This window comes from Myroides injenensis M09-0166 (assembly GCF_000246945.1).
Taxonomy (GTDB): domain Bacteria; phylum Bacteroidota; class Bacteroidia; order Flavobacteriales; family Flavobacteriaceae; genus Flavobacterium; species Flavobacterium injenense.
Genome location: NZ_BAEX01000002.1, coordinates 19,921 through 34,985 on the forward strand (window position 1 = coordinate 19,921; position 15,065 = coordinate 34,985).

Annotated in this window: 10 protein-coding genes; 3 read left to right on the forward strand and 7 right to left on the reverse strand. The window is 31.9% G+C overall.

Annotation, left to right across the window (positions count from 1 at the left end; all coding sequences use genetic code 11):
* Positions 1–26: 26 nt before the first annotated feature.
* From RH98_RS00605 to RH98_RS00625, 6 genes are all read right to left on the reverse strand, one after another.
* Complete coding sequence (locus RH98_RS00605) at positions 27–635, reverse strand: hypothetical protein (RefSeq protein WP_010249359.1); 609 nt, start codon at positions 633–635, stop codon at positions 27–29.
* Positions 625–2,115, reverse strand: a complete 1,491-nt coding sequence (locus RH98_RS00610; protein WP_010249361.1) for a DUF5689 domain-containing protein — start codon at positions 2,113–2,115, stop codon at positions 625–627. The genes RH98_RS00605 and RH98_RS00610 overlap by 11 nt, the downstream gene beginning before the upstream one ends.
* A 12-nt stretch (positions 2,116–2,127) precedes the next feature.
* The gene (locus RH98_RS15570) at positions 2,128–3,780 is read right to left on the reverse strand and encodes a TonB-dependent receptor (protein WP_050996062.1); all 1,653 of its coding nucleotides are present in this window, start codon (positions 3,778–3,780) and stop codon (positions 2,128–2,130) included.
* Between the two features lie 315 nt (positions 3,781–4,095).
* Positions 4,096–4,962 carry a carboxypeptidase-like regulatory domain-containing protein gene (locus tag RH98_RS15575; RefSeq protein WP_050996064.1) on the reverse strand — a complete coding sequence of 289 codons (867 nt, stop codon included), beginning with the start codon at positions 4,960–4,962 and terminating at the stop codon, positions 4,096–4,098.
* A 300-nt stretch (positions 4,963–5,262) separates the two neighbouring features.
* The gene (locus tag RH98_RS00620) at positions 5,263–7,323 is read right to left on the reverse strand and encodes a DUF5689 domain-containing protein (protein WP_010249363.1); all 2,061 of its coding nucleotides are present in this window, start codon (positions 7,321–7,323) and stop codon (positions 5,263–5,265) included.
* Between the two features lie 19 nt (positions 7,324–7,342).
* A complete protein-coding gene (locus tag RH98_RS00625) occupies positions 7,343–10,165 on the reverse strand; it encodes a TonB-dependent receptor (RefSeq protein ID WP_010249365.1) in 2,823 nt (940 codons plus the stop codon).
* A 130-nt stretch (positions 10,166–10,295) separates the two neighbouring features.
* On the opposite strand from RH98_RS00625, the gene RH98_RS00630 reads away from it, so the two are divergent.
* A complete protein-coding gene (locus RH98_RS00630; protein ID WP_010249367.1) occupies positions 10,296–11,366 on the forward strand; it encodes an endonuclease/exonuclease/phosphatase family protein in 1,071 nt (356 codons plus the stop codon).
* Between the two features lie 52 nt (positions 11,367–11,418).
* On the opposite strand, the gene RH98_RS00635 is transcribed toward RH98_RS00630, so the two are convergent.
* A complete protein-coding gene (locus RH98_RS00635; protein ID WP_010249369.1) occupies positions 11,419–12,180 on the reverse strand; it encodes a 5'-methylthioadenosine/adenosylhomocysteine nucleosidase in 762 nt (253 codons plus the stop codon).
* Between the two features lie 835 nt (positions 12,181–13,015).
* On the opposite strand from RH98_RS00635, the gene RH98_RS00640 reads away from it, so the two are divergent.
* Together RH98_RS00640 and RH98_RS00645 are read left to right on the forward strand one after the other, a co-directional pair.
* Positions 13,016–14,581: a PSP1 domain-containing protein gene (locus tag RH98_RS00640; RefSeq protein ID WP_010249371.1), complete on the forward strand. Its 1,566-nt coding sequence runs from the start codon at positions 13,016–13,018 to the stop codon at positions 14,579–14,581.
* The gene (locus RH98_RS00645) at positions 14,565–15,062 is read left to right on the forward strand and encodes a gliding motility lipoprotein GldH (protein WP_026038648.1); all 498 of its coding nucleotides are present in this window, start codon (positions 14,565–14,567) and stop codon (positions 15,060–15,062) included. Before RH98_RS00640 ends, RH98_RS00645 begins: the two co-directional genes overlap by 17 nt.
* Positions 15,063–15,065 lie beyond the last annotated feature (3 nt).

Consider the following 15,065-nt stretch of genomic DNA (forward strand, 5'->3'; position numbering starts at 1 on the left):
ATTGATTCACCGCAGGGTTAAGGTATTTATTCAAAGTAAATACTATCTAGAAGTAAATCATAATTATAATTTTTTCCTTCTTTATCTTTCCCTCCAAGTTTTATACCAAAAACATGATTTTTTGTTGATGTATTGTATTCTGTATCCATAGAAGTCAAGTCTAATGTTATTTTTACCCATTCATTTTTGGTGTTGATAACTCCCGTATAATTTGTTCTACTTGTTTTATTAATTGTTTGCTCTTCTGTTATAGTTCCAAGATTGAAAATGTCATATTGTTGAATATCTGTGCCTTTAGTATTCTTTTTGTATTGATCCTTGTATAGATTTATTGATAAAGACTTCTCTGAATTCCCTTTTATCCATAGGGTTAGTTTCTTTTTGCCTTTCGGCACTTTCTTATTTTCTATTCTAAAAATAAAATCATTGTTTTTGGGATTAGATTTTATTCTCAATGCATTTTTATTATTTCTACCTTGACCAATTGCTAATTCTGCATATTTTACTTTTTCCTTCCCAGTATCTATTAGAAAGTTTTTCCAGTCATCAAAGTTTGCTAAATAGTAGTAATCGCTATTATCCGGAAGTTCTATTTCTTCTTCGGATGAATTTCCATCTTCAAATCTAATTTTCATCTAGTTGTATGTCGTAATTATTTTCATTGCCAACTCGTATGGAAAGGAAGTTTCCATTTCCTATATCATTATAATTCACATCCTTTATATCTAGGGTAATCTTTACCCAGTTTCCATTGGTATCAATTGCATTATCTTTATTTATGAGGGTGTAAGCGGTTGTGCCATTTCCAATTTTATTTAGTGGGGCTTTCTTAACAATTATACTTTTAGATAAGATAGTGGCATTATTTTCAGGGTTGTTTTCATCTGGATTAGTGTAATTTATAATATTAAAAACATCATAACCTTTTCCGTCTTTTCTATATATATTAATTGATATTGTTTTTTGTGATTTTCCTTTTAGCAAGAAAGACAATTGAGTTGCCTTTTTATGTGAGGGAATATTTGATAGCGTAAATAGAGTTTCATTTATTGCTGTATTTCCTTGAATATGGAGTGACTGCTTGCCTGCAATACCATGGTAATTATCAAGAATTGGTTTAACAATCGGATGTGTTTTTTTATTTGTAGTTTGATTTTCGAAAAGTTGCCAATTTTCAAAGTCAGCACCGTTAAAGATGAGAGTACCGTTTAGGATTAAGTTTTCTTGGGAGTTTTGATCATTATCATTTTCCTCATTAAAAGGTGGTTTAGTAAGATTTATATCTTTCATTGTGCGAGGATAAAATTGTATTGTTCCTTTATATTCACTCGCGATACCTGTAATTGTTCCACTTTCTTTTGGTATGATTTGATCTTTAAAACCATTTGAATAGGGTCCAGTTCTAACTTCTAGTGCGTTTTCTTTTTTGTCTAACATTCTCCTTAGCGTATAGCCTTGTTTATCATTCGTTAAGGCATCAACGTCATAAAGTCGCTCTCCAATAATGTTTCTATCAAATTGTACGTTGTCTATCTGTATTAATTTGCCTAAATATGTTTTGTCCTCTAATAATTGCTCTATTGTAACTTTATTAGTGTACTCTAATAATTCGTTTTCATTTAGTAAGGCACATGATCTTATTAGGTTTGTTTGTAATAGTTTGCCTGTGATTACGTCTGGATAACGATTGCCAGAAGAAGCTACATAAATTCCTCCTCCTAGAGTAATCATATCGTAATTGTACTGTAAATAGATATTATTAAGCTTTAAGTAAACTTTTGTGCCAACTGGAAATAGTGCAAATCCTCCTTTAATATCTACTTTTATGGTTAAAGGCTTTTGTGTTTTTTCATCAACAATAATTAATTGTTGATAAAAATTCCCTGCTTGGTCACTAGAGATTACTATTCCTGTTATTGTTTCATTCTGATTATAATAGATTACTTCTTTGCCTTCTTTAAGATTATTATATAAACTTTCTATAGATAAAGTTTCTTCTATATGAGGTTCAGTACATTCTACTACTGGAGTTTCGAAATCTTCATTTTTAGCACAGCTTACTAGTATTAGAAGGGATAGCAATGCAAAGATTGTATTGATAAGTTTTGTTTGCATTTTTAAGGTGGTTTAAAAGTTATAATAAAAGTTTATGAAATAATTTCGCTTGTAGGCATACCAATATTTATTGCCAAATGTATTTGTACCACTTCTTGTATTGGCGAGTTCACGTTCATAGTTAGCATTTCTTGCTTGTTCGAATCCACCTGTTTTATATTGGTGATTTAGTAAATTATTGATGCTTGCAAAACAACCTATAATATTGCGATTGCGTAACTTCCATGATTTGCCTGTTATAAGATTTAGAATAGTAAAGTCTGGTAACTTTTCTTGTTTGAGTGTAGTTCTTAGAAGTTCGTTAGTTAAGTTGTCAAACGGTTGACTGGTAATTGGGTTAATTATATAATTATTGGTTCTTCTAATAGCAGAGATATTGACGTACGAATTATTCATGTAGTTTATGTTAGAACTGATCCACCAATATTTTGGAGAACGATATTCTAGTCCTAGTGAAAGTGCGGACTGAGGTCCATTAGGCAACTTGTAATTCTTTAAATAAGCAATTCCATAGTCAAATGAGTTTGCTACATTATCTGAATTAACTATTACATTTGGGTTGCTGGTATATGTAGATTTTCTAATTGATGCTGCGAAAGTGGTTTTGATAGATGTAGTTATTTTGTACTCCAAACCGAATTCTAAGCCGATATTACGCTTGTTTAGTCCTGTAAGGACTTCTGATACAAAAGCTCCTCCATTAGACGTTAAATAGTCTCCTTTGTCATTAGTAATACCAATCCCATCTGCATAGTAAAAGTTTTGTTGGGTTGTGTTCTTAATATTGTTTAAGTAAGAGGTTAATCTAGCTTGTATTATTGGTGTTCTCAGTTGATAACTTACATCAATACTTATTATATTTTCGTTTTGAAGATTTTGAGTTAATGAGTTGTTTATTCTAATATTGGCAAAAGTGTTTTTTATCGTTGGTGCTTGATTGTAAATAGCGAAATTAGAATTGAGTGAATGGCGTCCTGATATGTAATAAGTACCTCCAATTTTATAGCCAACCTCACTAAATTCTGTTTGTTTGCTCTTACCAAATGAATTTGTGGGATAAATAGCATTTTTATATCTACCATTTCTTTGATAAACTGTATAGCCTGCTTTTTGTGATAAGTAGAATTCAAACTTATTGTAAGAAAATTCAAAGTGAACAAAAGTTTCTATTGCATTGTCAGTAATATTATAGTGATATCCAAATGTATCATTCCTTTTTACAAACCTATTAGGACTGTTTAGATTGCTGTCTTGTTTATCAAAAGTTTGATAAGCATCTATATCTAAATATTTTGTACCACCTAGAAGGTCGATTACTTTTTTAAAGTTGTCAGAATGTAGATTTCTATAGTTTATGCTTGTATATAATTTTACTCTTTCGGAGAGATGACTTTGGAGATTAGAATGAATTGATATCTGATTATCTTTATTTTGGTCTTCAAACAAAATTATTTTACTGATGCCATTGTTAGCTCTGTTTATGGTATAAATAGTAGTCCAATCTATTTGCCCATTCTCAATAAACGCTGTTTTATTTGATTTAGCTTGTTGTAAGAGAGCTATAGTTTCCTGCTTAAAATCTGAATCATCTGGTAAATCGTTAAATTCATTAGCAGTTAATTTCCAGTATTGAGAATCTATTTTATTTAAATAATAACTAGGCATTTTTTTGTAGTTCGTAGGATCAGGATTGATATTATCTGTATAACCTAATCTGCTATTTCCAATGATGCCAAATTGATGAGAAAGAGATGTTGTAATTGTATTGTTGTCATTCAGCTTCCAATAATGTGTTAAGTTTAATATTGGTTCTTCTATATTCTTGTATCTAGCGTTTCTTTTATCATTATTTTGAAATCCCCAATATGAATTGTATTTATCATGCTTTAGTTCTCTCTGTTCATCAGTGATAGGGGAGTTTTTGGCTCTTTTATTCTGAGCATAGAGGAAGGAGAAGTTTACACTGTGTGTCTGATTGATTCATTTTTCAATACTGGCAAGTAGGGAGGTAGCTTCATAGTTAGTTCCTGTCCAGTATCCTTGTTTTGCACCTCTATATGAGGTCGAAATGGTATATGCCCAACCTTTGTGATCAAGCCCCGATGCGTAGAGTGCGTAAGGTCTATAATTATAATTTGTTTTAGAGAAAGACATACCTACTTTGGTTCCTTTTTTAATATGTGATGCTCTTGTAGACATATTCTGTTGACCTGCGATACCTCCAAAGTTCTGTTCAGAAGGAGTAGATCCATTGTGATATGTTTGGGCGCGCAAAGCATCATTTAGTCCACCCCAATTACTCCATTGTGGGCGGCCATCATAAAGCTTATTCATAATTAATCCATTAATAGTAATTTTACCATATTCATTATTTACCCCTCTCTGTTTAAAGAATGATGAACCCCAATTAAATGCAGCTGCTTGTTGGTAAGTGTCTTTTAGGGCATATAAGACCGCTGTTGTATAGTCATTATTATCATCTGTATCTTCATTATCACTAATATCTATTATTATATGGTTTGCCACTTGGCTTTGGTCTTCTTCAAGGTAAATTGTTCCTAGATTTATATTTTCGTCTAACGTTATAGGAATATTCTTTATTAGATAGTTTTTATTGTTGATAGTTAAAGTATAATGACCTAAGGGTATATTAGATATTAGAAATTTTCCTTTATTATCTGTTTGTGTTCTATTCTGTAGAAGAGGAATCTTGATCTGAATATTAGCAAGTGGTTTATGAGAGAGGTAATCTTCTACTTTACCTAGTATTGAGTAATACGATTGTGCCTTACAATTTTGATAATAAAATAGAATTGGAAAGAGAAGAAGTAAGTAGATGTTTCTCATTTATTAAATAATTACTATGTTAAACAATAGATGATAGTTAGGTCATTATTATACAGCAAGTTATTTTGTCTACTGTTCTTTAATCAACTATTGTAATTATCTTATAGTTATTATTTTTAAATAAGTTATTTGAATACTTCTATGATGTTTAATGTTTAATTAATGATAGGTAATTAGAACTGCCTATTATCCTGGAATTAATATTTTTTTGAGTAGTTTGATTTTTATACTATAGTAGTTTTTAGGTATAAAAAAAGCTCGGCAATTGCCGAGCTTTTAGTTTTGATGATATTATATTTATTATTTAATAAATTTTACATCATCTACATTTATGCGTATTCTATTTCCAGAACTTCTAGTAAAAGAAGAGTTTTGAATTTTTACAGAAACTTTGTCTGTTGGCTTAGCATTTATAGTAAATTCAACATTTTTTAATTTACCTCTCTCACCTATTTCTTTGCCAGCAGATTTCCACTCTTTACCTCCATCAACTGAATAATAAACTTCAACACTAACCTCTTTTTCAGTATCTCCACCTTCACTAAAGTTTGTACCACCAAATGTAAGTGCCACTTTTTGTAATCCAGTTACAACGAAGTCACTTTGGATATATCCTTCTGAAGTTTTGTTACCTCTTAATCTAATTGCTTTAGTACCATTTTTTAAGTCGTTATCGTCTCCAAAGATACCTGCTTCAAAAAATGACCATTTACCTGTTGAAAGAATTAATTCTTTAGTAGCCCAGCTTCCTTCTTTAGCATCTCCGATTGCTTCACTAGTTTCAAAATCTTCATTTAATTGTTTTGCTTCTGGTAAATCTGAACCTGGATCTGTTGGATCAGTAGGATCTGTTGGGTCAGTAGGCGTACCTCCTTCAACAGGAGTACCGTCGTCAAAACGGATCTCATCAATTACTAAATCATATTGTTCAGTATGACCATATCTAAATGCAATTAAGTTACCACTACCAGAAGTATTAAAGTCATTTTGTATCGTAGTAAGATCTAAAGTTACTTTTACCCATTGATCTTTCGTGTCAATTTTTCCTGTATAACTATTAGTAGTACTTCCTGAAGGAACTCCATTAAATACCGTTTCTTTCATATTAGGTTGTAGTACTACACTTGTGCTAACATTTTCTAAATTATATGCGTAATAATTTGTTCCGTTAGCTTTATAGATATTAATAGAAAGGCTTTTTCCTGCTTTTCCTTTCATTAGGAAAGATATTTTTGTTGCATCTTTAGGAGCTTTAACGCCTTGTACAGTAAATAATGCACCATTAACAGCTTTTCCTTTACTATCAAGAGCAGCAATACCTTTAATTTGTAGACCTGTAGAGTTGTTCCATCCTAGTCCTTTACCTTCAGTCGCCATTGGATCTCCTAGCGAATTTTTGATAATAACTCCTAAGAAAGAATTCCAATCTTCAAAGTCAGCTCCTGGGAATGCTAAGAATTTACCTGGTTCAACAGTTCCTGGTTCAACAGGAGTTGTAGAATCATCAAATACTGGTTGATCTAATTTTAAATCATCCAAAAATCTTGGTATAAATTGGTAAGTAGATTGGAATTTAGTCATTACCCCAGTCATTGTACCACTTCCATTAGGAACTTTTTCGTTAGCAAAAGAACTAGATTGCTCTACTGCTCTAAAGATAACTTTTGCACTTACTGGATCTTTACTTTCAATTTCATTCTCTGTTGCAGAATTTGTAACATTAGCAGGATTATAGAAAGTTTTTCCTCTAAATTGTTCTTTGAACTGAACATCAGTAATAGTAATTAATTTACCTAAGTATTTATCAGTTTCAATAGCTTCTTTTAAAGATACTGTAGTAGTATATTTTTTAGCTAATTCATCATCAGTAAGTCTTGCACAACCTTTAATAACATGTTTTTTATATGCAGGATCTCCCATGTAACTGATATATCTTTCTTTACCTGGTCTAGTGTCTTTATCTCCAATAACAAACATACCATTGTTTCTCTGGATTTTTGTTCCTTGTAGTTTTATATAAATTTTACTACCTAGTGGATATCTTGCATAAGATCCTTTAATATCTGCTCTTACTAAAGCAGAGAAAGTATTTGCTTCGTCAACTATATAGATTTCACGGTAAAAATTACCTCCTCTGTCAGAAGAAATAACATAACCTGATACTACATCATCTTCGGTATAATCAGTTAATGTTTCTGTTACTATACCTTGAAGTTCACCAATAGTTTTGTTTACATGAAGGTTAGGTTCTTCACAGTTATAATCAACATTAGGAACTGAGAAGTCATCGTTTTTTGCACATCCTGTAAGTAGTAGACCTGCAAACGAAAAATATAATAATGATTTAAATATTGTTTTCATATCTTAAATATAGATTTGATTAGAAGTTGTAATAAACGTTTACAAAGAAATTACGTCCAAAACCATAGAAATACTTATTAGCGAATGTGTTTACACCACTTTGATTGTTAAGTACTTCTTGTTTGTAGTTTCCGTTTCTTGCTTGTTCAAATCCACCAGTTTTGTAATGTTTATTGAATACGTTACTTAAACTAGCAGTAATACCTATTAGGTTTCTATTAGGTAGTCTCCATGATTTACCTCCCGAAATATTTACAATTGTAAAGTCATTTAACTTTTCTTGTTTTAAAGCTGAACGAAGTTTACCTTCTGTAATATTTGGTAGATATTCACCTGGATTAGTTGGGTCCATTACAAAGTTGTCTGTTCTACGCAATGCAGATACATCTGTATAAGCGTTATCTAAATAGTTAACATTTGCAGTAATCCACCAATAACTAGGGTCTCTATATTCTAATCCTAAAGATAAAGCTGTTTGTGGACCATTACTAGATCTAATGTTTTTTAGGTAAGTTTTACCGTAATCAAATGATCTACCAGCATTATCTGAATTTAAACGGATATTAGGGTTATTAGTATAGAATGATTGACCTAATGCAGCAGCAGCAGTTGCTTTTACTGTTTGGGTAATTTGGTATTCTGCACCAATTTCTAATCCTAAATTACGTTTGTTTACTCCAGTTAATACTTCCGATACGAAAGCTCCTCCTGTTGTAGTATTCAATAATTCACCATCAGCTCCTGTGATACCAGCCCCATCAGCATAGTAGAAGTTAATTTTTGTGCTATTTTTAATTTCAGATAAGTATCCTGATACTTTAGCTTTAAATGTAGGTGTTCTTAAGATATAACTACCATCGATACTAAATACATCTTCGTTTGTAAGATCTTTAGTTACAAGGTTGTTTACTCTTATGTTTGCATATGTACTACGGATAGTAGGTGCTTGATTATAGTAAGCAACATTCATACTAAGTGCATGACGACCTGTTATGTGGTAAGTTGCTCCACCTTTGAAACCAAAGTTATTAAAATCGATAGCTCCACTTTTTCCATAAGAGTCATTTGCGTAAACTCCATTTCTATAAAGACCTTCTCTCTCATATCTGGTATAACCAATTTTTTGACCTACATAAAAATCAAATTTATCATAGTCAAAAGTAAATTGAGTAAATACATCAACTACGTCTGCGAAAATATTATAGTTGTAACCAAATTTGTCATGATTAGTAACATAGTGATCATCTTTTATGACGTTACCTTTTTCATCATATCTAACTTTGTTAAGATCATTGTATCTTGCTAGACCTTTTTGGTAGTTGTCTATATCGAAATATCTATCACCTCCTAGTAAGTCAGTAAGTTTTTTGAAGTTAGATGATTTTAAGCGTCTATATTGAACACCAGCATCTAATGTTACATTGTCAGTTAAATGAGATTTAAAGCTAGAGTTAAATGAGAAAGTTTTATCTTCTTGTCTATCTTCATAAAGAACGATTTTACTAACACCGTTATTTTCTCTATTGATATTATAAATCCAATCCCAGTCAACTTGACCATTAAGTCTAAATTCTTCTGCTTTTTCTTCTGCTTGTTTATATAGTGGATTCCATTCCCATGTATCTCTATCACTATTATTTAAAGCATAACTTGGCATATTTCTGTAATATGTCGGGTCAGGATTCATATTATCTTGATATCCAAAACGACTATTTGCGATATGACCAAATTGATAAGAAGCTGTAGTAGTTAAAGTATTTTTATCATCTATTGTCCAATAGTGAGTTAACATAAAGATAGGTTCTTCAACGTCTTTGTAACGTGAATTTCTCTTATCTCCACCTTGCCAACCCCAATAAGAGTTGTATTTATAACCTTTTAGGTCTACTTGTTCATCAGTTACAGGAGAGTTTTTACCTCTTTTATTTTTAGCATATATAGCTGAGAAATTCAAACTGTGATTATCGTTAAATTTCTTTTCTACTGCTGCAAATAAAGATAAAGCATCATAGTTAGATCCTTCCCAGAATCCTTCTTTTGCTCCACGATAAGATGCTGAAACTACGTATGCCCATCCATTTTTGTCTAGTCCTGAAGAATAGATAGCATATGGTCTCCAAGTGTAGTTAGTATTAGAACCTGAGAATCCAGCTTTAGCTCCTTTTCTAATGTGAGAAGCTCTAGTTGACATTGCTTGAGTACCTTGTATACCACCGAAGTTGTAGTCTGAAGGTGAAGAACCGTAAGAAAATTCTTGATTTCTAGTGGCATCATTTAAACCACCCCAGTTTCCCCATTGTGGACGGCCATCGTAAATTTTGTTCATTACGACACCGTTGATAAGTGTTCTTCCATATTCATTGTCTAAACCACGAGTTCTAAAGAACGCTGATCCCCAGTTAAAAGCTGCTGCTTGTTGGAATGGATCTTTTGTGGCTTGCAATAAACCTGAAGAAGTACTAGATCCTGAGTCATCATCTCCTAGATCGTTTTCTGTCAAGGTGATTAAACCCATTTGTGCTGTTGAAGCTAAATCTTCATCTAGAGATATTGTTCCTAAGTCGATAGCTGTAGCCCCGACAGTAACTGGGAATCTTTGAGTGTTAAATCCTACGTAAGAAATAACAACTGTATATTCGCCAGCTTTAACATTCTCTAAGGTAAAGTTTCCTTCATCGTTTGTTAAAGTAGAAATGTTAGTCGCATCTACTCTTGCAAGTACCGCATTAATTGGCGCTTGCGTTTTTGAGTCGACAACTTTCCCTTTAATTTCCTGAAATCCTTGTGCGTAGTTTATAACTACTTGAAGCACAAAGAACAAACTAAATAAAAGTTTCTTCATAAATTAAAAATGATTAAAGTGCTATGTTAAAAAAAAGCTTTTCACTTATTTCTATTACAAAGGTATAGTATTAAAAGAATATTAACTACTTTTGTTGTAGGAATTAAGTCAAACTTTACTAAAAATTAATATGGTTAAGAAAGTTAATATTCAAAGCCTGTTTTTATTTTTGTTGTTTATCTCTTTTGGAGTTCAAGCACAGGATAAAAAATTTGAAATTCAGACAATTGCGTTTTACAATGTTGAGAATTTATTTGATACTATTAGAGATCCTAAGATCTATGATGAAGAGTGGACTCCTACGGGTGCGCAATCATGGACTTCTCAAAAGTACAATCAAAAAATACACAATTTAGCACGTGTTATGTCGCAAATTGGCACAGATGATAATCCTCAAATGCCTGCAGTTATTGGTGTAGCAGAAGTGGAGAATCGTGGTGTATTAGAAGATTTAGTAAAAGATCCTCAATTAGCACCTGGTGATTATGGAATTGTTCATTATGATTCACCTGACAAACGTGGTATTGATGTTGGATTGTTATACTCAAGAAAACACTTTACACCAATAAGCACACAACCTCATACACTGTATATCTATGATATGAATAAAGTAGATAAAAATACTGGTGAGAAAGGTGTAAGAGTTTATACTCGTGATCAATTACTTGTTAGTGGATTATTAGATGGAGAAGAAATGCATTTTATTGTAAATCACTGGCCATCTAGAGTAGGAGGAGAAAAAAGAAGTAGCCCACTTCGTGAAGCTGCTGCTGCATTGAATAAAAAAATAATTGATTCTTTGCAAGCAATTAATCCTAATGCGAAAGTTATTACTATGGGGGATATGAATGATGGTCCATATAATAACAGTATGAAAAAAGTATTGAAAACAGAAGCTAAAAAATCAAATGTAAAACCAGGAGGGTTATTTAATCCAATGGAAAAAATGGCAAAAGATGGTTTAGGTACATTAGCTTATAGGGATGCTTGGGATATTTTTGACCAGATGGTAATCACAGAACCTTATCTAAGAGAAGGTCATGATTCTTGGAAATTTTGGAAAGCTAGAATCTATAAAAAACCTTTTATGATTCAGTCTACTGGACAGTACAAAGGTTATCCATTGAGAAATACAAATGGAATACCAGGTTTTAGTGATCACTTTCCAGTATATATTTACTTGATTAGAGAAGCAAAATAATATTTTTGAACTATATGAAAAAACGCGCTATTAGCGCGTTTTTTTATTGATATTATTCTATTATCATTTTTATAATTTCTTTACCGTAGGTAAGGGATATTTCTTCTACAAATGACTGAAAACTAAAGGAGGCTTCTTGGTTTGCATTGTCAGATATTGTTCTAATAACTATAAAAGGGGTGTTGAATTCATAGCAAACTTGTGCTATAGCAGCACCTTCCATTTCTACACACAATACTTCTGGTAAACTATTGTGCAGGGTGTCTTTTTGGTTTTGGGTTGAGAAAAACTGATCCCCACTTGCTATTGTACCAAAATGTACTTTAGGCGCAGTAATCTCAAATTTAGATAATTCGTCTTTCGAAATATGCTGAGAAAGAGTTTCAGGTTGTAGTAAAGAGTTGATTTTACTAACAATTTCGTGTGACCAATCTTGGTCAGTATTAAAATAAGTTTTGCCTAAGAGTGGTATCTCATATTTAGGTCGCAAAGGTGAAGCATCCATATCATATTGTACTAAGTTGCTGGCAACTACCACATCTCCAATTTTGATATCGGAATGTATACCTCCAGCGACTCCTATAAATATGATTTTAGATACTTTGTATTCTAGTAGTAAAGTACTAACAGTAACTGCTGCAGCGACTTTACCTATTCTTGAATAAACTACTACTACTTTTTGATTTCCTAAATAACCTTCATAATATGTTCTATTACCTATTTTTTTTTCAATAGTGCCTTTTAGTAAATTGATGATTCCATTAACCTCCTGAGGTATGGCACCAAGTATTCCTATAATTTCTGAGTTTTGCATATTCTAATATGATTGTGTTTAACAAAAGTACTAAATGTATATAGAAATTCAGAAAGCAACTCTCTGTATTATAAAATATTAAAAAGTTGTTTTATTTAATGTCTTCGTGATTTAATGAAAATTAAACTGATTTAGCATAGAAAGGAGTTGATTGTAAAAAAGTTATAGATTTTGATGGGTTAGTAATAAAAAATAGAAGTCTTATTGGTTCTCTAACTTGCTTGTCGAGGTAGCTCTTTTCAACAGTTCTGCAAGATTCCTTCAACAGCTCTTCAAGATTGCTTCAACAAAAAGCCCTCTATATGGAGTAGTTATGGAGAAGTGTTGAAGAAGTGTTGAAGAAATTACGTCAAAGCCTTATCAATACTGGAGTTAACGATATAGCATCTATTTCTTATATTTAGGTTTTTTTAATATATATTATTGATTTTTAATTACTTACTTGATTTATGTCTTAAGAAAAAAGGATGTAGTTTTTTTATTGCGTGGAGTTAAAGTAGAATTGATATTTTGAGGAGAGTTGGAAGAAGATTAATTCGTTTGTTTTTTTATAATCAATCTAAATTACTGTATTGATAGTCTTTATACTTTATCTCGTTTTTATTCGTTTAACTCTGATAACGTTGTTTTAGTGGTATTCAGTATGATTTAAATAATTTTACAGTGTTTTGTAAAGTATCCTATTACGTAGATGTGTATGACTATTTAATAGATTGATAATATTTTATCGTAAAAAAAATCTCTAAATAGACTTCTAAAAATAGTATCTTTACAGCGATTATTGTAAATTAAGATACATCCCTTTAGTTGGGATTCTAAATATAAAATTTAATAAATGGCTTGTACAAATTGTTCGACAGGAAAAGATAGTAATGGGGTCCCGAGAGGATGTCAGAGTCATGGTACGTGCGGAACAGATAGTTGTAATAAATTAGCAGTTTTTGATTGGTTGTCTAATATGGTTTATCCAAGTGGCAACGAAATTTTCGATATAGTAGAAGTACGATTTAAAAACGGTAGAAAAGATTTTTATCGTTATCCAAAAGATATGTCTGTATCTATGGGGGATATCGTCGCTACAGAGACTTCACCAGGTCACGATATAGGAATAGTTTCTCTTACAGGAGAACTTGTAAAAGTTCAAATGAAGAAGAAAAATGTTGATATGGATGGTGAGATTTTGAAGATTTACAGAAAAGCAACACAGAAAGATATTGATATCTGGCAGGAAGCGCGTAATCGCGAAGAGCCTGTAAGGATGAGAGCACGTGAATTAGCGATAGCTTTAAACCTAGAGATGAAGATTTCTGATGTTGAGTTTCAAGGAGATGGATCAAAAGCAATTTTTTATTACACTGCTAGTGACCGTGTGGATTTTAGACAGTTAATTAAAGATTTTGCCAGAGAGTTTTCTATTCGTATAGAAATGAAACAGGTAGGTTTTAGACAAGAAGCAGCCCGATTAGGTGGAATTGGTTCTTGCGGAAGAGAATTGTGTTGTTCGACTTGGTTGACAGATTTTAGAAGTGTAAATACAGCTGCAGCAAGATATCAACAGTTATCATTGAACCCGCAAAAACTTGCAGGTCAATGTGGTAAGCTTAAGTGTTGTTTGAATTTCGAGCTTGATACTTACCTTGAGGCTCTGAAAGATATGCCTGAATCAGATACAAAGTTATTTACTGTAAAAGGAATTGCATTCTGTCAAAAAATAGATATTTTTAAAGGACAGATGTGGTTTGCTTACGCAAATAACTCTGCGAATTGGTATGTATTAACTACTGAGCAAGTTAAAGAGATCGTTGAGCTTAATAGTAAAGATCAAAAGGGTCAAGAACTTGAAAGCTATATGCTTGAGGTAGAAGATGAAAATGTAGTTAATCTTTCTGAAGAAGATAGCGTAACTCGTTTTGATCAACCAAAGCGAAAAAAGAAAGCTCCTAGGAAAAAGGCAAAAGAGACTAATACTAGAGAGAATGGCAAAGTAGCTAATAGACCTCAGGTAAAAGATGATCGTGTAAAAACGACTCCTGCTAATGAGAATCGTGATAAGAGCGATGATAAGGTAAAGGATGAAAATGCAAGAACTCAGAATAAACGCCCTAGACCTAAAAATAATCGTAGAGATACTGTTAATGAAGGTAAAGAGGTTAATACAAATCAAGAGGCACAAAAAGCAAATAATCCTAAGGGGGAAGCAAAAAAGAGAGTAGCCAAACCTAAAAATAATGTTGCTAATAAAGAGGCAGCAAATAAAAACCAAAATAGTAACTCAAGTACTAATACCCCTCGACCAGAAGGTGCTAAAGAGGGACGAGTGAATAAGAATAAAAATAATAGAAATAAGAAACCAAAAAATTCTAATAATCAAAATGATAAGCCAAATGCAGATCAAGCATAAGTACTTACTATTATTAGGTGTTTTTTCTATCTTGTTTACTTCCTGTAAACAAGATAGTCATGTTTTATTTGACGAGTATTCAAGAACTAACGGCTATTGGTCTAAAGAAGATATAAAGACCTTTGTTTATAAGACAAATGACACTCTTAATCCTTCTAATTTGTTTTTGAATGTACGTGTAAATAAGGATTACCCTTATAGCAATATGTATGTTATATTTAAGATATATCAACCAGATTCTTCTGTGGTGATTGATACTTTACAATATCAAATGGCAAATAATGATGGTAGTTTATTGGGAACTGGTTTTTCAGACATTAAAGAGAATAAGCTTTGGTTAAAGGAGAATTATGTTTTTCCATCAAAAGGTAGTTATAAGTTTACTCTAGAACATGCGGTAAGGGAGTTGGGTGAAGTGAAAGGTGTTAATGAACTACCTGGAATATCAGAAATTGGTTTAAGAATAGAAACAATTGAATAAAAG